This is a genomic window from Streptomyces sp. NPDC093094 (assembly GCF_044754345.1).
Taxonomy (GTDB): domain Bacteria; phylum Actinomycetota; class Actinomycetes; order Streptomycetales; family Streptomycetaceae; genus Streptomyces.
On sequence record NZ_JBIVOX010000010.1, the window covers coordinates 38,946 to 57,167 of the forward strand.

Sequence of the window (18,222 nt, forward strand, 5' to 3'; positions counted from 1 at the left end):
GTCTCCGGTGCGGCGAGGCGGCCGAGTCCGCGCAGCGGGGCGGCGGCTCCGGGCCGCCCGGCGTCCACGTCCGACAGGCGCTGGAGCAGGTGCGGGGCGAGTGCCGTGCCGGCCCGTTCCTCGCCCGCGGCCGTGAGGGGTGCGAGGCGGCCGGCCGACTCCGGGGAGCGTTGTGCGGCGTCGAGCGGATTCACGCACTGCGTGCGCACTGCCGCCGGAAGTTCCTCACCCGGTGAACCGGCCACGACGTCGTCCCGTGTGCATGTGACGTGTTTGCGCGGGGCCTCTCCTGTCGACGCCGGCAGCGGCGACGGTGCCGCGCGACCGCAGGGCCGGGCAGCGGCCCGTCGTTCAGAAGCCGCTGCGGCGCAGCGCGTCGGTGACCATCAACGCCGGTATGACCTCATGGACCTGGCCGCTGTCCGTGTAGGGCACACGGCCCTCCAGCCGCTGGGCCAGGCCCTGCCATGCGGCCGGCGGGAGGGAGGTGAGGGACATGCGGCCGTCGGGGGTCTCGGCGTGGAACGGGGCCGCGCCGGCCGTCACTTCCAGCCGTGCCGCCGACGGGCCGAGCTCGGCGGGGTCGTTCTGCGTGTACAGCCGGACGGTCCTCTCCCCCTCCGGGCCGCGCGCGGCCCATGCCGTCGCATGAGCCAGAGCGCCGTCCGTCGCTCCCGCATCGCCGGGGTGGGGGTCGAACAGGTAGACCTCCTGGAGCGTGTCCAGGAAGAGCGGATGCGTCTGGTTGGCGGCGCGTGTCAGGAAGCAGCTCAGCAGGGCGTGACCGCTGCCGGACGACCCCATGGCGAGCCGTCCGACGGACCCGAAGGCGAAGTTCCCCGCCCGGCGGAACATGAACGCCTGGATCTCCTCCAGGTACTCCTCCAGCACGGCGGCCTCGGTGAACGACGAGACCTCCCCGCAGGGCCGGTCCGCGACGCGCGGGAGCGGCAGCACCAGCACCACGTTCCGTCCGGATGCCTGCACCTGGTACGGCAGCCCTTTGGGGAAGGGGTCGTCCAGGAGCGGATCGCCCATGAACCGCAGAGGACGGAGCAGGCCGAAGAACTGGTAGTCCCAGCCCCAGGGATAGGTGTCGCCCGTGCCGGGGTCGTGGCGGTCCAGGGCGTTGGCGAAGAAGCCGTCGGGCACCCGGTCGGCCGTCGTCGGACCGAACAGGACGAGGAACGGCGCGGGCGGGGCGCCCGGTCCGCGGGGCACGTCGGCCGGCCAGTGGACGGCCACCAGCTGGGGCGCCTCTATTCCGGGAAGACGCAGGACGACCAGCTCGCCGAGGGGGGTCACGGTGCGGCTCTCCACCCGGATCGCCCGGGCGGCGACGGCGGGCGAGGCGACGAAGCTGGCGCCGGTGGCCTCCGGCAGCGGGGAGTACACGGAGGGCGGCAGAGCCACGGGCGAGGGGCGGAAGCTCATGTCGCCCGGTGGCGGTGCGCCCGGGTAGTCGGCGCCGGTGCGCTCCAGGCTCGTACGCGCCTGTTCGGTGGCGTCCCGCAGCGGCGAGGCGTGGACCACCATGATCACGGCCGGGCCGTGATCGGACGGCAGAACGGTCAGACGGCAGTTCTCCGGCAGGAGCGTGGCCCGGACACCGCCGGACGCGTCGATCTCCAGCCGGGCCTCGGTGGATCCGTGCACGCTGTCGGGAGCAGCGAAGGGGTTGGCCAGGATGTCGATCCGCGCCGAGGCGTCCGGAAGCGTGTAGAGCGATTCCTCGAGGATCACTTCCGTGGGTTCGACGGGGCTGCCGTTCACCCTGACCACGAACGGGCACTGGGGCATCGAGTCCCTGCCGAGCCGGGCGCTGAGGGTCATTCCGCCCATGGCGTGCCTCCTGTCGTGGATCCGGTCGGCCCGCCCGGCCAGTGTCGGCCGCTCCTCCGCTCGCGGCAACCCACCGGTGCCGCTTCGATGACGGCGGATTGACGCCGCGCTGACACCGGTTCCGTACCTTCGGAACACGGCGTCCGGACCGGTGCCGGCCTGCCTCGGCGGCCCCGGACGGGCCCACCGCAGAAGCTCACGCACCCGAAGGAGGAGCGCTCCTTCCCCCACGTCAGCCATCGCGTCGGCCGAGGATCCACTCGGCCAGGCGTCCGGGAGGGCCGGGAGCCGGCGGACATGGTCGCTCTCTCCGACGTCCGGTTCGGCAGGCGCAACGGGGACGTACGCATCGTGCGGCGGGCCCTCGTCGAGCGGGGCCACGAGATCCCGGACGGAGCCGCCGGGCTCTTCCGTGCCGGAGGGGCGGCCCGGCCTCCGGCGGCACGGGCGACTCCACCGGACCGCATCCGTGTCTGCCCTTCGAGATGTCCAGAGGCCGCAGCCGGTCGTACGGCGGCATGGCGAAGCCCACCCGGTGAACGGGGCCGTCGGCGCGGTCGTGGGCGTGCCCTGTTCGGCTCAGGCCGACGCGCCCGCGGCCCACCGGGGTGGTCGACTGTGACGAACCCTGTGCCGTCCTGAAGGGAGTGCAGCATGGCAGTCGTCGTCGTCTTCGAGATGCCGGGAATGACCGAGGCCCAGTACGAGCGGAGCGCGGAGATGGTGGCCGGCAGGCCGGGTCCGGTGAAGAGCCCCGCGGACTGGCCGGTGCCCGGGCTGGTGTCGCACACCTCCGCCCCCACCCCCGACGGCTGGCTCGTGGTCGACGTCTGGGAATCGGAGGAGGCGTTCCGGCAGTTCGGCGAGACCATCGTCCCGATCCTCCGGGAACTCGGCGTCCCCGAACCGGAGCTGAGGGTCTATCCGGTGCACAACGTGGTCACCCGCTAGGGCCCTTGTGACGGATCTCCGCGGCGTCGCGGAGATCCGTCACAAGGGCCCTGGGCGCGGCTCCCGCGGGGGCGCCTTCCGTAGACTCGCGGTCATGGCATGCCGTATCAGTGAGCTGGTCATCGACTGCGCCGACCCCGAGCGGCTGGCCGCGTTCTGGAGCGAGGTTTTCGGCTACGTCGAGATCGAACGGGAGGACGACGGGAGCATCGCGATCGGGCCGCCCGGCGTCGGCTTCGGCGGCCCGCTCCCCGTGCTCGTCCTCAGCCCCGGCAGCGGTCCGCGGACCGGGAAGCTCCCCCTGCACCTCGATGTGAGCGCCACCGACCGCGACCAGGACGCCGAGCTGGAGCGGCTGCTCGCGCTCGGCGCGGCGCCCGCCGACGTCGGCCAGAGCGGCACCGAGAGCTGGCACGTCCTGGCCGACCCCGAAGGCAACGAGTTCTGCCTCCTGCGCACGCGGATCCGGCCCGTCTGACGCGACGGTCAGACTGCCGCGGCGCAGGCGGCACCCGCGTGTCCTTCCCGGGCCCGCGGGTCAGTAGGTGAGGGCGTCCTCGGCCGTGCCGAAGAAGGTCGTGACCTGGGGATCGTTCACCGTGACGGGGCCGCCGGCGACCGAGACCGTGGTGGGGGTCTCGGAGGCGCTGAGGGCGATCTCGACCTTGTCGGTGCTCTTGCCGCCCGCGGTGTCGGCGTGCGAGAACAGGATGCCGGCGTAGGCGCTCTCGCCGGCCTTCAGGATCCAGTCCTTGCCGTCGGGGCCCATGTGCCCGGCGGCGCCGTCGAGCTCCGGGATCGTGAGGACCAGCTCGCCGGCCGCCAGCAGACAGTCGTCGCCGCTGCTGTTGGTGGCCTTCAGCAGGGCGTGGTTGACGGGCCTGGACGCGACGGTGACGTCGTAGGCCAGGTCGCTCGTCTCGCACATGCCGACGCCGCCGTCCTGGCCGTCGTCGGTCGCGCTCTCCGACGGCGACGGGGTGCCGCCGTCGCTGCCGGAGGAGCCCGCGTCGGCTCCGCCGTCGCTCGGGGCGGACGTCGAGGGCGTCGCGGTGGCGTCGTCCGCGTCCGCGGCGGACGCGCTCGCGGTGGCGCTCGGGGCGGACGTGTCCTTCTCGGTGTCGCCGTCGCACGCGGTCAGTGCGAGGACGCCGAGCGAGAGAGCGGCGAGCGCCGCGGCGGTACGGCGGATACGAGCTGTGTGTGCCATGAGAAGCCCCCGGGAGAAGGAATGTCCCGGTGATCGTGCCTCATGGGAGCGCCGGTTCCACCTGCTCGCACCGACTGGGAGCCGTCCTCGGACAAGGCTGTGACACTGTGACGGCGGGGCGCCTCAGGCCGTGGGTGCGCCGGCCTGTTGTTCACGCACCGCGATCCGGGCCAGTTTCGTCAGCATCATGCCGTTGCGGATGGAGACGACGTAGTCCACGGGAAGCCCGTGCATCCGGGTGCCGGGGCCGCGCAGGGGGTGCCAGTCGAGGACGAACAGGGTGTTCTCGCCCCACGGGATGAGGTTCATGGCGATCCGGGCCGCGCCGAAGGGGTCCGCCTTCGCCTCCAGCTCCAGACGGCGCTGCGGTTCGCAGATGCGTACGACGCAGCTGTCGTCGAGGGTGAGCGGCCCGAGGCCGACCCGGACCCGCAGGCGGGCGCCCACGTCCGGCCAGTGCGGGTCGGCCTCGATGACCTGCTGCGTGCCGGAGACCCATTCCCCGTAGCGCCGGCCGTCGGACAGCAGACTCCAGACCCTCGGCGGCGGGCTCAGGATCAGCCGGCGGTTCCGGGCCACGGCTACCACGCTCCTTCTGCGCCGTCGGGACGGCGTCCCCGGCCCCCGCCGGGCGCGGGACGCCGTCCCGACGAGGCTAGCCGCGGGGTGATCTCCCGGCATCCGGAGCCGCGGGCACGGCCGGCCGCGCGGGTCCGGCCGGACGGCGCCGCGGCACCGGAGGGGTCAGGCGCGGCATCTCCAGGGGCGGGCTCGTGCGGAGGTCCGCCCGGAAGTCCTCGCCGAACCGGCGGACGCCCGCCTCGGACACGCTCAGCGGGACCCACTCCATCTGGCCGAACCCGGCCGTCCGCAGGCACTCCTCGTAGACCTCGCGGCGCGGGGCCGTGGAGACGATGGTGATCGGCCGCGGGTCGAGCAGGGCCGTGACGCGTACCCGAGGGCCCGTCCCGGTCTCCTCGCCCGTCGGTTCGCAGCGGAACCCGTACGCCTCCGGCGACGCGCAGTCGAACCGGTGGCCGGGCTTCTGGGCGAGGACGAAGAACTCTCCGCCCGGGACCAGGTTGCGGTGGACGGCCCGGCACATCCGCTCCATCTCCGCGATGTCCGCGGCGTGGTTGGGGCACTGCACCCCCAGCGCGATGTCGAAGCGCCGCCGAAGCGGGGGCAGTTCGGCCACGTCGCCGATCTCGTAGGTCACTCCGAGCGGGTCGCGCCGCTCGATCTCCCGCGCGGCGGCGACCGTCCCGGCGGAGAGGTCGACCCCGAAGACGTCCGCGGCGCCGCGCCGTCGGACCTCCCTGCTGTGGAAACCGGTGCCGCAGGCCAGGTCGAGAACGGATCTGCCGCTCACGTCCCCGACCATGCCCAGGAAGCTCGGCACCTCCCCGCAGCGCATCAGAGGAAGGGACCTGAACCTCTCGAACGCCTCGCCGATCCCGTCGTACTGCTGCGCGTTCACGTGCGCCCCCTTCTGTGCTTCGGCCTGGCAGCGAGTCTTCACGGACCCCGTCCGTACGCCCTACTGGCAGATGTCACGAGGAAGGGAGCGGGTGACCCTCGTACCACCCGGGCAGCGGGACTCGTGCGATCGGCCCGTCAGAGGACCTGGACCGGGGTCCGCAGGGTGAACCAGGTCGTCTTGCCGTGGTCGGTGGGGCGCACGCCCCAGTCGTGGGCCAGGGTGTCGACGAGGAGGAGGCCCCGGCCCGACTCGTCGTCCGGGGCGGCCAGACGGGGCTGGGGCAGATGGGGGCTGTGGTCCCTGATCTCGACGGTGAGTTCGCTGGCGGTGCGGCGCAGATGCAGGCCGAGGGGGCCCTGGGCGTGCTGGACGGCGTTGGTGAGCACTTCGGAGACCAGGAGCCGGGCGTCGTCGACGAGGGGGGCGCAGTCCCAGTCGGTGAGTGTCTTGGCGAGAAAGCTGCGTCCGTCGGCGACGGCCGAGGAGACGGCGGGCAGGTCGGTGGTGGCGGTGTCGAGCGGGGCGGAGGGCAGCCGGGCCAGCAGCAGGGTGACGTCGTCGTTGTGGCCGTCGGCGTCGGGCAGCAGCGCGGTGAGGACGTGGTCGGCGGCGGCCTCCAGGTCGTCGGTGGCGGTGAACGCGTCGTCGAGGGCGCGGGTGAACCCGGCGAGGCGGTGCTCGATGTCGCTGCCGGGAGTCTCGATCAGACCGTCGGTGTAGAGCACGAGCGCGGCGCCGGGCGGCACGGTGATGCGGGACTGCTGGTGCAGGATGCCGCCGACGCCGAGCGGTGCGCTGACGGGCGCGTCGAGCGCGCGGACCCCGTCCGCCCGGTCGGCCAGCAGGGCGGGCAGATGGCCGGCCGAGCAGAGGGTCACTTCGCCGTTGTCCGGCGCGAGTATCACGTAGCAGCAGGTGACGAGCTGGTCCGGCAGGTCGAGATCGGCGACGATCGCGTCGAGGGCCTGCATGAGCTGGCGGGGCTCCATCCCCGTCTTGGCCAGCGCGTGGGCGGCGGCGCGCAGTTGGCCCATGACGGCGGCGGCGTCCAGGCCGCGGCCCATCACGTCACCGATGAGGATGCCGACCCGGCCGGCCCCGAGGGGAATCAGGTCGAACCAGTCGCCGCCCACTCCCGCGCCCTGGGTGGCGGGCAGATAGCGGCTCGCGGTGTCCAGCCCCGGGATGGCCGGGGGCGTGCCCATCAGGCTGCGCTGCAGGGTGAGGGCGATGTGCCGCTGCTGCTCGTACAGCGCCTGGAGTTCGGCCTCGGCGCGCTTGCGGTCGGTGATGTCGCGCACGATGGCGCACGCGCCCTCCACGGTGCCGTCGGCCGCGCGGGTGGGCCACAGGGTCACGTCGACGTCGAGCAGCCGGCCGTCCCGGGTGACCCGGAGGGTCTCGAAGTGCTCGATCTTCTCCCCGCGCGCGAGGCGCTCCAGCAGCGCGGTGATCTCGTCGGCGTGATCGGGCAGCGCAAGCATGGCCACGTGCCGGCCGATCGCCTCCTCGGCGCTGTAGCCGTAGAGCCGGTGCGCGGCGGCGTTCCAGTACGTGATGTACCCGTCGAGGGTCTTGGCGAGGATGGCGTCCTGGGAGGACTCGACCAGCGCGGCGAGGTGGTTGATGTGCTGTTCGGCGGCCTTGCGGTCGCTGACGTCGCGGACGGCCGCCGAGACCAGCAGACCGTCGGTGGTCTCCAGCGGACTCAGACTGATCTCGACCGGGAACTCCGTGCCGTCCTTGCGCAGACCGTGCAGCTCCAGCCCCGCCCCCATCGGACGCACCTGCCGCGTCGCCGCGTACCCGCCACGATGACGACCGTGCTGAGCACGGAACCGCTCGGGGATCAGCATGTCCACCGACTGCCCCAGCAGTTCGGCCCGCCCGTACCCGAACAACGTCTCCGTCTGCGCGTTCACCAGCCGCATACGGCCCTCGTCGTCCACGATCACCATCGCGTCCGGCGCCGCCTCCAGCAGCCCCCGGAACCGCTCCTCGGCGGCCTTGCGGTCGCTGACGTCGCGGACGGCCGCCGAGACCAGCAGACCGTCGGTGGTCTCCAGCGGACTCAGACTGATCTCGACCGGGAACTCCGTGCCGTCCTTGCGCAGACCGTGCAGCTCCAGCCCCGCCCCCATCGGACGCACCTGCCGCGTCGCCGCGTACCCGCCACGATGATGACCGTGCTGAGCACGGAACCGCTCGGGGATCAGCATGTCCACCGACTGCCCCAGCAGTTCGGCCCGCCCGTACCCGAACAACGTCTCCGTCTGCGCGTTCACCAGCCGTATACAGCCTTCGCCGTCCACGATCACCATCGCGTCCGGCGCCGCCTCCAGCAGCCCCCGGAACCGCTCCTCGCCCGTCTGCGTGCCGTTGCCCGCGACAGCGATACCGCAGTGGTGGCAGGTGGGCCTCATCTCCGTGATGACGTGCGCCCTCGTCGCCCTGACACTGTCGTCCATGCCGGCCCCAACCTGAGGTGTCCCTGGTGAATCGGGCCATCACAGCGCATCGCCGCCTCCCGCGTCCCCGTATGACCGCTATTGGCCACTCAACGGCCGGTCTCGCCCACACCGCTGCCACAGCCCGTCGCTGCCCGCGGACCACCGGGGTACATGTGTACCCACCTGGTCGATCATGCGTCCGGCGCGACGGTGCCGCGCGCCGGGTGGGTGGCCGGACGGTGCGGGGCGGGCGGTGCGGGGGGTGCCGGTGACACGCCGTAGGATCGGGCGGTTCGTACTGGGTGAGGAGTGTCCTGTCGGTGAGTGCTGTCGTTCCGTTGCCCCGTGCCCGTGGCGGTCCGCTCGTGGTGCGGCAGATGACGCGCACCGAGGCGGGTGAGAGGCTGCACTCGCTGCTGTGGCGGGCGGGGCCCGGCTGGCGGATGATCAGCAGCGCTCCGCTCGGCGGCGGTCTGGGCGAGCGGGGCTGGGTTCTCAACGCCCAGGTCCCCCATGGCTACCGGCGCACCGACCCGGACCGGCATCTCGCCGAACTGGCGGCGGCCGCGGGCGAACACGGGCCGGGAGTCGGTCTGATGACGGCCGCCGACGTCACCGCGTACGGCCGTGGGCAGGACGGTGGTGTCGGCGCGGTCGCCACCGCGGGACTCGGTGTGCGTGGCTGGGCCGCCTCCCCGGACGAGGGCGTGCCGGGGCCGGCCGGGCCCGGGACGATCAACATCGTCGTCGCGCTGCCGGTGCCGCTGACCGACGCGGCGCTGGTCAACGCGGTCGCCACGGCCACGGAGGCCAAGGTCCAGGCCCTGCTCGACGCCGGCTACGACTGCTCCGGGACGCCGACCGACGCGGTGTGTGTCGCCGCGCGCCGCCCGCGCCGGGGCGACGAGGTCCACGCCTTCGCGGGTCCCCGCTCGGTGTGGGGTGCACGGCTCGCCCGGGCCGTCCGCCGGGCGGTGCTCGCGTCCGCGCCCCGGCCGTGACCGCGACCGCGACCGCGACCGCGACCGCGACCGGGGAGTGTCACAGAAACCTTCTGATGGGGGTGACGGCCGCTTCCTTGACGCGCTGGAGGACAGGTCTGCGTCTCCAGCGGTCCAGCGCGATGGCCACACTGTCGCGCAGGTCGGCGTCGAAGTCCTGGTCGAGCGCGGCGGTGAACTCCTCGTCGAGGACGGCGAGCATGACCTCCTCGTCGTGGTCCATGGAGCGGCGGTTGAAGTTGGTGGACCCGATCAGCGAGGCGACCGAGTCCACGGTGATGATCTTGGCGTGCATCATCGTCGGCTGGTACTGGCCGATGTGCACCCCGGCGCGCAGCAGCCGCTCGTAGTGCTGCTGTCCGGCGAGCTGGCAGGCGCGCTGGTCGGTGTGCGGCCCGGGGAGCAGGATCTCCACGCGCACTCCGCGCCCGGCCGTCTCGCACAGCAGGCCGACGAAGTAGTCGTCGGGGGCGAAGTAGGCGGTGGCGAGGCGGAAGCGTTCCTCCGCGGAGGTGAGCATGACGCGGACGAGGGTCTGCATGTCCTGCCAGCCGATGCTGGCCGACCCCCGGACGACCTGGACGATCGACGAGCCGTCCTGGGCGTGCCCGGTGAAGCGGTCGCGCTCGTCGTAGAGGTGTTCATGGCACTCGGCCCAGTTCTGCGCGAACGCGGCGGCGACCCCGTCCACGGCCGGGCCGCGCACCTCGACGTGGGTGTCGCGCCATTCACCGGGGCCGCGTGCGTCGCCGCACCATTCCTCCGCGATGCCCACGCCCCCGGTGAACGCGGTGTGTTCGTCGACGACGAGGGCCTTGCGGTGGCAGCGGTGGTTCTGCTTGAAGGGGGACAGCCAGACCGGCTTGCGGAACCAGGCCACCTGCACGCCCGCCCGGTTCATCAGGGCGAGCAGGTCCCCCTCGATCTCCTTGGCGCCGAACCCGTCGAGCAGCAGCCGCACCCGGACTCCCGCGCGGGCGCGGTCGGCGAGGGCCGCCGCGAAGTCGCGGGCGATCTGCCCGCGCCAGTAGACGAAGGTCATCATGTCGATGGTGTGCCGGGCCGCACGGATCGCCTGGAGCATGGCGGGGAAGATCTCGTCGCCGTTGCGCAGGGGACGGAGGCTGTTGCCCTCCGTCGCGGCTATCCCGATGAGCCGCTCCAGGCGGCGGCGCAGCCGCTGGATGCGCACCGCCGCCTCGGACGCGGTTCCGGGCCCCGATGCCCCGGGGCCCGGAACCGCGGGACCTGAGCCCACGGGACCCGAGACCGCCGGTATGCCGTTCACGACCACGCCGAATCTCCCTCGCTCCTGGAACACCTGCCGCGAACCGTCGCGGAGTCCGGACAACCTCGTGCCCGGCGGACGGCCGTCCACTCCCGGCCCGCACCGCGCGCTCCGGGTCCCCGGCGGCGCCGTCGCGCCGTCGCCGCCGGAGAACTGCCGCGGTGAGGCGGGCGACCGCGGGTATACGGCAGTCCCGGGCATGACCAACTCGTGTGAGGAGCCGAGGATGACCGATGACGCCTACCTGGTCCTGGTGAACGGCGCGGGCTCGACGCTCGGTGTGCCTCCCGCCGCCGTCGGCGAACTCGCCTGCATGGACACCCCCGCGGTGCAGGGCTGGCTGCACGCGTTCGGCATCACCGCCGCCTCGCCCCGGCTGCGGCTGGTCCCCCCGGAGGCGACCTCGGCCGTTCCGGAGGACGCCGAGCGGCTCCCCGTGCCCCTCGGCGAGGAGGAACTGAGCCGGGTGCGGCACCGGAGCGCGCCGCAGGACGTCGCCCGGCTGGAGGACGAACTGCTGGCGTACCGCTCGTACACCGACGGCCGTGACGCGCTGCTCACCCGCGCGCTGGCCGCGGGCGTGCCGGCGCACCGGATCGCGGAGCTGACGGGCGAGGACCTGGCGGTCGTCGAGGCGGCCGCCCGCTGACGGCGGCCGTCGTACGGACGGCGTCACCCCGCCTCCTCGCCCTGCCGTCGGACCGTGCGGGCACGCCGCTCCGGGTCGCAGGCGACGGAGCGACGCAGCAACGCAGCAACGGACGGGAGCGCCCCCGCGGGCCGCGAGCGCGAGCCGTGCGCCGGGTCCGTGGAACCGCCCCGCCCGGCGTCGGGCGGCAGGATCCGTGCCCCCTTCGACGTCCACCGTCCACCGTCCGCCCGCGCCTTTCACCGGGCGGGGCTCTCGGCAGTCGGCGGCGGTGGTTCCGGGGCGTCCCAGGCCGTGGCCGGGGTGCCGTCCGGGTTCCAGCCGTAGGCGCGGAGCCGGCGGGCCGTGTCGGAGCGGCCCGCGTCGTCCAGCAGCCCCACGGCCTCGTCGAGGGCACGGCCTCGGCCGGCGTCGGCGGAGCGGCGCAGCGCGTCGACGGCTTCCTCGACGCGTCCCGCGTCGGCGTGCAGGCGTGCGACGGCGCTGTGGTCGTCGTGCCGGAGCAGCAGGGCCGTGGCGTCGTCCGTGCGCCCCGCGCGTGTCAGGATCCGCGCCGCGTCGCGTCGGGTCCCCTGGGGGAAGCCGCCCCTGTCGCCCAGGAGATGCCGTACCGCCTCGTCGACGCGGCCCTGTCGTTCCAGCAGCCCGGCGACCGATCCGAGGGAGATGCCCGCCGCACCGACGAGCAGCAGTACGTGTCCGCCGTCGCTCAGCCACGTGTACGCGCTCAGCGCCTCGTCCGGGAAGCCGGACCGCACAGCCGCGCGGGCCGCTCCGACGACCGTGAGCGGGTCGCCCGAGTCGATCCTGGTACGCATCCAGTCCCGGACCCCCCGGCCCTCCCCGGCATCGGGGCCGGCGACGCCGGACGCCGCGAGGCGGCCGCGGACGTCCTCGTAGGCGCCGGTGGCGTCGAGGAGAGCGACGGCGAGCATCATCGCGGTCGCGTCGAGCGCGGAGTACGCCTCCTCCCACCCCTCGACCGCCTCCGCGGCGGTGACGTCGCCCCGGGAGGCGACATGGCGCTCGACGGGCCGCCGCAGGGACCGGTGGCCGTGGCCGCCCGGCTGCGCGGCCTCCTGCACCAGCAGCAGGGCGAGCGCGCGATGGCCCGCCGCGCGCAGCAGCCCGGCCGTCCGGCGAAGGGCCCGGACGTCGGCGGCGTCCGTGAACGACAGGGCGCCCTCGCCGGTCAGCAGGTCCAGGGCCTCCTCCGTACGGCCCTGCGCCTGCAGCAGCCCGGTCGCCCGGACCAGCGCGGGCAGGTCGCCCCCGGCGGCCCGTCGCTCCAGCCACTCCAGCGCCTCGGCGGTACGGCCTTCGGCCACGAGCAGGTCGGCGACCCGTGCGACGGTGCCGTCGCCGGGAGCGTCCGCCTGTGAGACGGCGTGCTCCTTCAGCCACCGCACCGCCTCGTCGAAGCGCCCGAGTCCCTTCATCCGCTCCACCGCTTCGGGACGGGCGTGCTCGTTGCCGTGGTCGGCCATGCCGCGGAGCCAGGAGACCGCTTCGTCGGCCCGGCCGGCGGCGATCATCGCGTCGGCCGCTTCGCCCAGCACCGCCCGATGGTCACCGCGGTCCTCGTCCATGTCCCGCAGCAGGCTCTTCCACCAGGTGATCGCCTCGTCGGTACGGCCCTGCCGGTGGAGCAGCCGTGCCAGTGCGGCCCATCCGTGGTGGGCGCCGACGTAGCTGCACCGTCTGGGCGCCCAGGCGATCGCCTCGTCCGCACGGCCCTCCTGGAGCAGGAAGTCCATGATCGTCCTGTTGACGTAGTAGTCCTCGCCGTTGGCCCGGGCGGCCCGGTTCCACCAGCCGCGGGCCTCCCGGGACCGGCTGGCGGCCTCCAGGTGGTAGGCCAGCAAACAGGGGGCGCGGAGGTCGCCGGCCTCGGCCGCCGCCGTCCACCGGCGCAGGGCCGCGTGCTCGTCGCCCTGCCGCCGCAGGCGGATGCCGGTCTCGGCCATGGCCCCGCTGTCGCCCGCCTCGGCGGCACAGCGCCACCAGCCGTACGCCTCCTTCGTCCGCCCGGCCCGGTCCAGCAGGTGAGCGAGGCCCGCCGCCGACTGCCGGTCGCCCCTCCTGGCGGCCCGGTCCAGCAGCAGCGCCGCCTGACGCAGCCTTCCCCGCGCCTCGGCCCCCTCGGCGAGCGCCCTCAGTTCCCCGACGGACCGGGTGTCGTCCACGGCCTGCCAGAAGCTGTCCGGGGGAACCTTGTCGTGCCGCCGGGCGCGGCCGTGCTGTTCGAGGTAGTCGTGCACCTCGTACACGACGACGGCTCCGTCCGGGGGCGGCTCGCGGCGCGGGCTCAGGGCCCGGATCCCGTGGCGCCGCCGGGTGGCCTCGTCCAGTGCGGCGTCCGTCCAGTCACGGGGCAGCAGGCCGTCGTGCGCGTCGACGTCGAGGTAGTCGCGGGCGGCGGCGGTCAGCAGATCGTGGGGCACCCCGCCGGTGATCCCGAAACGGCGGAGGTCGACGGCGGCCGAGAGCACGGCGGCGGCGAGCAGGGCCTCGTTCGTCTGGGGGTGCTCGTACCGGTCGACGAGATAGGGCCCTCCGGTCAGGGTCTGGATCACACGACGGCCCGCACCGGCGGTCGCGGCGGCCAGGACGAGCCGTGGGTCCGCGTCGGCCCGCTCGGCCAGGGCGGCCACGAGCCCGGGGTCGAACGCGTCGGGCACACGGATCCGGCGGGCCCGGTGGAGCAGCAGCTGACGTGCCTGGAGGTGGGGGTCGGGCGCCCCGGGGGCCGGTTCCGCCGTCAGCGTGTCCCAGTACTCCGGCCACATGCTGGCCAGGGCGACGACCGAGCCCTGCCGGGAGCTGTCGAACAGTGCCCGCAGTGCCTCCGCCACCTTCTCGCCGCTCTCGCCGTACAGAAGATGCTGGGCCTCGTTCAGCCAGAGCAGCGTGCCCGGCGCCGGCCCGCCGGAGGCCACCAGGTCCAGGAGCGCCCCGGCGGTGCGCGGGTAGTGGAGCGGCCGGGCGCTCAGCCCGGCGTCACGGCGGACCGCCTCGTACAGGGCGCGGGTCTTGCCCGTGGAGGATCCCCCGGTGAGGGCGACCAGCACACTGCGTTCGCCCGCGGCGGCGAGAGCCTGGTCGAGTTCGTCGTCGAACCGGCGGCGCAGGTACGCCGGCAGCGGCGGAAGCGGCGCACCGGGGCCGGCGTCGACCGTCAGGGCGTCGTGCACGTCCAGATCGGACGGGCTCCATCCGGCGGACGGCCGGGCGGCGGACGGCGGTGCCGGGCGGCTCCGGGTGGACGGGTACGTCCGGTCGTACAGCGTCCGCCAGTGCAGCAGATCCGGCTCCACCGGTTCGAGCGGCTTCCTGCGGGCCCTGGCGTAGCTGTGGCATGCCTCGACGAACGCCTTGACCGTGGCCCAGCTGGGCGCTGTCGTGCGGTCCTCCTTCCTGACCTCGGCCAGCGTCGACCGGCCCACGCTGTTGCCGCACCGATCGGAGTGCCTCAGCAGGCTGACCGCCGACGGCCGTTCCGCCGACACCCACAGCAGATCCAGTTCCTCGCGCATCAGCACCGTCCCGTCCCGTCGCCGTACCGGCGAGGCGGCCTCCGCCGCCGTCCGGACATCCAGATCTGGACGGGACCGGACGGCGGCGGCCTCATCGTCGGCCAGGTCATCGATCCGATTCCCCCCGTCCGGAGGTCACGATGTGGTCCACCGTCACCGCCGCGGTCCTGCTCCTGTGGGACTGGCTGCCCCAGATCACCGTCCTGCTGAAGTCCCTCACGGCTCTGACCGGTCTCGCCGCCGCCGTCCCCCCGCTCGTGCGCCGGGCCCGCCGTCCGGTCCGCCCGCGCGGCGACCGCTAGCGACCTCCCGGGCACGCTCCGCGCACGGAGCCACGGTATTGCCTCTCCCCGTGGCCCGGGGGCGGTCCGGGCGAATGAGCCGTCAGCGAACCGCCCGCCGGAAGTGCAGCTTCCAGCGGGCGGTTCGTGATTGCGTGAGCGCATGACGGCCCACACAGTCGAATACGTCCGGTATCGCATCCCCGAGCAGCAGTCGGCGGAGTTCCTGGCCGCTTACACCCGTGCCGCGGTCCAGCTGGCGGCCTCCCCTCATTGTGTCGACTACGAACTCACCCGCTGCGAGGAGGACTTCGAGCACTTCGTCCTGCGGATCACCTGGACCTCGACGGAGGATCATCTGGAGGGCTTCCGCAAGTCGGACCTCTTCCCCGCCTTCCTCGCCGAGATCCGGCCGTTCGTCCCGCACATCGAGGAAATGCGTCACTACGTCCCGACGACGGTGCGCGGGACGGGCGCGTCGGTGCCGACGCTGTACGCCTGGGCGGGCGGCGCGGAGGCGCTCGACCGTCTCACCGCCGTCTTCTACGGCAAGGTCCGCGAGGACGACCTGCTGGCTCCGCTGTTCGCCGGTCTGGACCCGGACCACGCCGCCCATGTGGCGCTCTGGCTCGGCGAGGTCTTCGGCGGCCCGTCCGCCTACTCCGAGACGCAGGGCGGGCACGGCCACATGGTCGCCAAGCACATGGGCCGCTCGATCACCGAGCCGCAGCGCCGCCGCTGGGTGAACCTGATGCAGGACGCGGCGGACGAGGCGGGCCTGCCGGCCGACGCGGAGTTCCGTTCGGCCTTCGTCGCGTACCTGGAGTGGGGCACGCGGCTGGCGGTGCACTTCTCCTCCGCCGGCGCGACGCCGCCGGCGGAACAGCCCGTGCCCCGCTGGAACTGGGGGGCCGCGCCGCCGTACCGGGGATGACGTGCGGCGCGGGCGCCACGGCGGATCCCGGCCGGACGGGTCAGGTGTCGACGCGGACGCCGCCGAGGCGCTCGGCCATCACCGGATCCCGGTGGTCGAAGAAGAGCGAGGCGCCGGTGTCGAGGCCGGCGACGGCCGTCATCTCGTCGTCGGTGAGCTCGAAGCCGAAGACGTCGATGTTCTCCGCCATGCGGTCGGCCCGCACCGACTTGGGGATCGCGACGATGTCGCGCTGGACGAGCCAGCGGAGCACGACCTGTGCCACGGACCTGCCGTGCCGGGCGCCGATGCCGCTCAGCAGCGGGTTGCTGAACAGACCGTTGCGTCCTTCGGCGAACCCGCCCCACGACTGGAGCTGGACGCCCCGTTCGCGCATGAACGCGTGGTCGGCGGTGCGCTGGAAGAAGGGGTGGGTCTCGATCTGGTCGACCGCGGGCGTGATCTCGTTGTTGATGTCCAGGTCGACGAGGCGGTCGGGGTGGAAGTTGGCGACGCCGATCGCCCGGGCGAGGCCCTCGCGGTGGAGCTCCTCCATGGCACGCCACTGTCCGTGGACGTCGCCGTAGGGCTGGTGCATCAGGTAGAGGTCGACATGGTCCAGGCCGAGCCTGGTCAGCGACCGCTCGAAGGCACGCCGGGCGTTGTCCTGGGCGGGCCGGTCCTGGACCCACAGCTTGGTGGTGACGAAGAGTTCCTCACGCGGGACGCCGCCGGCGGCGAGGGCACGGCCGACCGCCTCCTCGTTGCCGTAGGCGGCCGCGGTGTCCAGCAGGCGGTACCCGGCGGCGAGGGCCTCGGTGACGGCCCGCTCGGTCTGTTCCGGGGGGATCTGGTAGACACCGAACCCGAGAAGGGGCATCTGGACGCCGTTGTTCAGGGTCACGTACTTCATCGTTCATCCGTTCGGTCGCGCGAGGTCCGGACTCCCTCCCACGCTGCCCCGCCCTCGCCTCCCGCGCGACTGGCGCACCACACCGTGCGCCCCGCGCGAACCACCGGCAGGCTGGCGCCATGGCCACCGATCGACCTGTCGTCGTCTACCCGCCCACCGCCGACGGCGGGCGGCGCGTCCGCATCGGCGGCCGCTTCGTGGGCATCGCCTACGGCCCGCTCGACGTCGTCACGTTCGTGCAGGAGGCGGGACTCCAGGACTGGGACGAGATGGACGTCGCACGAGCCTCGCTGATCGAGTGGCGCGGCGGTGGCCCGGGCACATGGACCCGCGCCGGGGAGTGACGGCGGCCGCGCCCCGGGCGCAGGAGTGAGCCCCTGCCGCAGGGGGCACGGCAGGGGCTGTGCCACCGCTTTCGTCCAGGGAAGCCGAAAGGGGAGCACGGCACCGTCCCCGGGGAGGTGCTGTGTCCCCCACAGGGGGTGCCAGCGGGACGGTGGGCGACCACAATGCGCCACGCTGGCTGAAACGCACAAGAGTCTGGACGCCCTTGTCCGCACAGCCGTTCCCCCCTGCCTGCCGTCGGGCTGCGACCGGGTGGGCACCGCCTGGCAGCAGGCCGGTCCGTCGAGGTCGCCGTCGGTCCAGGCCCGGTGCATACGGCCGCCGGTCACGGGGCCGACGACACCGCCGTTGTCCAGGCCGTACGCCTGCCGGCACCTGCGGACCTCGCTGTACGTCCTGCCGCCGAACATGCCGTCGGCACCGATGAGGTGCGAGGTGCAGCCCTTCACCGAGTTCCAGCGGTTCAGCGCGTACTGCACGCACCGCACGTTGAAGCCGGTGCCGCCGCAGCGGATGGCCGGTGCGCCGGACCTCGCGCTCGCCGACGGCGTGCCCACCCCGATGAGCGCGGCCGCGCCGAGCGCCGCCAGGGTGCCTCGCAGGACGGACTCGGTTCGCTGCCTCATGGGGATCTCCCTCCCGTTGCACTGACCGAAATGCGCCGTGATCATCTCTGGCGCGCGATCGCCGTAGAGGCCGATCACGGGCCAACGCGCCCCCGAATCGCGGAGGATGAGGTTCCGTCAGTGGGTGACTCCGCCGGGGCGTGCCGGCCGGGTCCGGAGGGTGGTCCGGCGGCCGGCGGCCCGGAACCGATCCGGCCCCGCTTCCGGCGGGCGATCTTGTTCGGTCGACCTGAGAATGAGGGTGGGCACCGGCTCGCCGCGAGTGTGCAGGGCGAGGCTGCTCAGAGGTGGAGGCCGTCGCCTTATGGAATGCGTGACAGTCTGCGGCGGATCAGGGGGCCTGGTCCGCCGGATGCGCCGGATCCTGCGGCGTGACCCCGGGGCCGTACGGCCATGACGATCGACGAGGGGATCGAGGACGGTCCCGGCCAGAGTATCGGCGAGGACATCGGTGACGGCCTCGGCCACAGGGTGGGCGAGCGGGCCGGCGGCGGCCTCCGGCCCGGGGCCCGTCCCGGGTCCGGCACGGGGACCAGGACGGGCGAGGTCCTGGGCGTCGGGCGGGACGACCCCGTGGTGAACTCCGGACCGGGCTCCGGACCGGGGTCGGGGCTGGGCTCCGGACTGAGGTCGGGGCTGGGGTCGGGGCTGGACTCCAAGCCGGGCCCGGGGCTGAACGCCGGGCTGGACGCCGGGCTCGGATCCGGGCCGGACTCCCGACTGAACACCGGACC

The 18,222-nt window shown here is 73.6% G+C and carries 16 protein-coding genes and 1 pseudogene; 9 read left to right on the forward strand and 8 right to left on the reverse strand.

The features are described from left to right. Nucleotides 1-351 precede the first annotated feature (351 nt). Nucleotides 352-1,842 (reverse strand): hypothetical protein, encoded by a 1,491-nt coding sequence (locus ACIQGV_RS22415; protein WP_402496828.1) that lies wholly within the window; start codon nt 1,840-1,842, stop codon nt 352-354. Between the two features lie 654 nt (nt 1,843-2,496). On the opposite strand from ACIQGV_RS22415, the gene ACIQGV_RS22420 reads away from it, so the two are divergent. Continuing rightward, nucleotides 2,497-2,793, forward strand: coding sequence for a hypothetical protein (locus ACIQGV_RS22420; RefSeq protein ID WP_402496829.1), 297 nt, complete (start codon nt 2,497-2,499; stop codon nt 2,791-2,793). 94 nt (nt 2,794-2,887) lie between these two features. Next, complete coding sequence (locus ACIQGV_RS22425) at nt 2,888-3,271, forward strand: VOC family protein (RefSeq protein WP_402496830.1); 384 nt, start codon at nt 2,888-2,890, stop codon at nt 3,269-3,271. A 60-nt stretch (nt 3,272-3,331) separates the two neighbouring features. Here the strand turns inward: ACIQGV_RS22425 and ACIQGV_RS22430 are convergent, their stop codons facing one another. The 4 genes from ACIQGV_RS22430 to ACIQGV_RS22445 form a co-directional block, all read right to left on the reverse strand. After that, nucleotides 3,332-4,003 carry a DUF4232 domain-containing protein gene (locus ACIQGV_RS22430; RefSeq protein WP_402496831.1) on the reverse strand — a complete coding sequence of 224 codons (672 nt, stop codon included), beginning with the start codon at nt 4,001-4,003 and terminating at the stop codon, nt 3,332-3,334. Nucleotides 4,004-4,126: 123 nt separating this feature from the next. Beyond that, nucleotides 4,127-4,582 (reverse strand): SRPBCC family protein, encoded by a 456-nt coding sequence (locus ACIQGV_RS22435; RefSeq protein ID WP_402496832.1) that lies wholly within the window; start codon nt 4,580-4,582, stop codon nt 4,127-4,129. Nucleotides 4,583-4,658: 76 nt separating this feature from the next. After that, nucleotides 4,659-5,483, reverse strand: a complete 825-nt coding sequence (locus tag ACIQGV_RS22440; RefSeq protein WP_402496833.1) for a class I SAM-dependent methyltransferase — start codon at nt 5,481-5,483, stop codon at nt 4,659-4,661. 137 nt (nt 5,484-5,620) lie between these two features. Further along, complete coding sequence (locus ACIQGV_RS22445; protein ID WP_402497117.1) at nt 5,621-7,909, reverse strand: PAS domain S-box protein; 2,289 nt, start codon at nt 7,907-7,909, stop codon at nt 5,621-5,623. A gap of 347 nt (nt 7,910-8,256) precedes the next feature. Here ACIQGV_RS22445 and ACIQGV_RS22450 point away from each other — a divergent pair, with 347 nt between their 5' ends. Beyond that, entirely contained in the window at nt 8,257-8,937 is a 681-nt protein-coding gene (locus ACIQGV_RS22450; protein ID WP_402496834.1) for an adenosylcobinamide amidohydrolase, read from the forward strand. Between the two features lie 40 nt (nt 8,938-8,977). Here the strand turns inward: ACIQGV_RS22450 and ACIQGV_RS22455 are convergent, their stop codons facing one another. Next, nucleotides 8,978-10,129, reverse strand: coding sequence for a phosphatidylserine/phosphatidylglycerophosphate/cardiolipin synthase family protein (locus ACIQGV_RS22455; RefSeq protein ID WP_402496835.1), 1,152 nt, complete (start codon nt 10,127-10,129; stop codon nt 8,978-8,980). Nucleotides 10,130-10,451: 322 nt separating this feature from the next. Between ACIQGV_RS22455 and ACIQGV_RS22460 the strand changes: the two genes are divergently transcribed. Next, nucleotides 10,452-10,874 (forward strand): DUF6003 family protein, encoded by a 423-nt coding sequence (locus ACIQGV_RS22460; RefSeq protein ID WP_402496836.1) that lies wholly within the window; start codon nt 10,452-10,454, stop codon nt 10,872-10,874. Nucleotides 10,875-11,113: 239 nt separating this feature from the next. Here the strand turns inward: ACIQGV_RS22460 and ACIQGV_RS22465 are convergent, their stop codons facing one another. Beyond that, nucleotides 11,114-14,410, reverse strand: coding sequence for a hypothetical protein (locus ACIQGV_RS22465; protein WP_402496837.1), 3,297 nt, complete (start codon nt 14,408-14,410; stop codon nt 11,114-11,116). Nucleotides 14,411-14,550: 140 nt separating this feature from the next. On the opposite strand from ACIQGV_RS22465, the gene ACIQGV_RS22470 reads away from it, so the two are divergent. After that, on the forward strand, nt 14,551-14,712 hold the full coding sequence (locus ACIQGV_RS22470; RefSeq protein ID WP_402496838.1) for a hypothetical protein: 162 nt from the start codon (nt 14,551-14,553) through the stop codon (nt 14,710-14,712). A gap of 142 nt (nt 14,713-14,854) precedes the next feature. Further along, nucleotides 14,855-15,625, forward strand: a complete 771-nt coding sequence (locus tag ACIQGV_RS22475) for a group II truncated hemoglobin (RefSeq protein ID WP_402496839.1) — start codon at nt 14,855-14,857, stop codon at nt 15,623-15,625. 40 nt (nt 15,626-15,665) lie between these two features. Here ACIQGV_RS22475 and ACIQGV_RS22480 read toward each other — a convergent pair whose 3' ends face one another. Further along, nucleotides 15,666-16,517 (reverse strand): aldo/keto reductase, encoded by an 852-nt coding sequence (locus ACIQGV_RS22480; protein WP_402496840.1) that lies wholly within the window; start codon nt 16,515-16,517, stop codon nt 15,666-15,668. Between the two features lie 119 nt (nt 16,518-16,636). Here ACIQGV_RS22480 and ACIQGV_RS22485 point away from each other — a divergent pair, with 119 nt between their 5' ends. The 3 genes and pseudogenes from ACIQGV_RS22485 to ACIQGV_RS22495 form a co-directional block, all read left to right on the forward strand. Then, on the forward strand, nt 16,637-16,861 hold the full coding sequence (locus tag ACIQGV_RS22485) for a hypothetical protein (RefSeq protein ID WP_402496841.1): 225 nt from the start codon (nt 16,637-16,639) through the stop codon (nt 16,859-16,861). A 349-nt stretch (nt 16,862-17,210) separates the two neighbouring features. Beyond that, nucleotides 17,211-17,513, forward strand: coding sequence for a hypothetical protein (locus ACIQGV_RS22490; protein ID WP_402496842.1), 303 nt, complete (start codon nt 17,211-17,213; stop codon nt 17,511-17,513). A gap of 368 nt (nt 17,514-17,881) precedes the next feature. Next, nucleotides 17,882-18,222, forward strand: a pseudogene (locus ACIQGV_RS22495) (hypothetical protein); the annotation flags it as partial.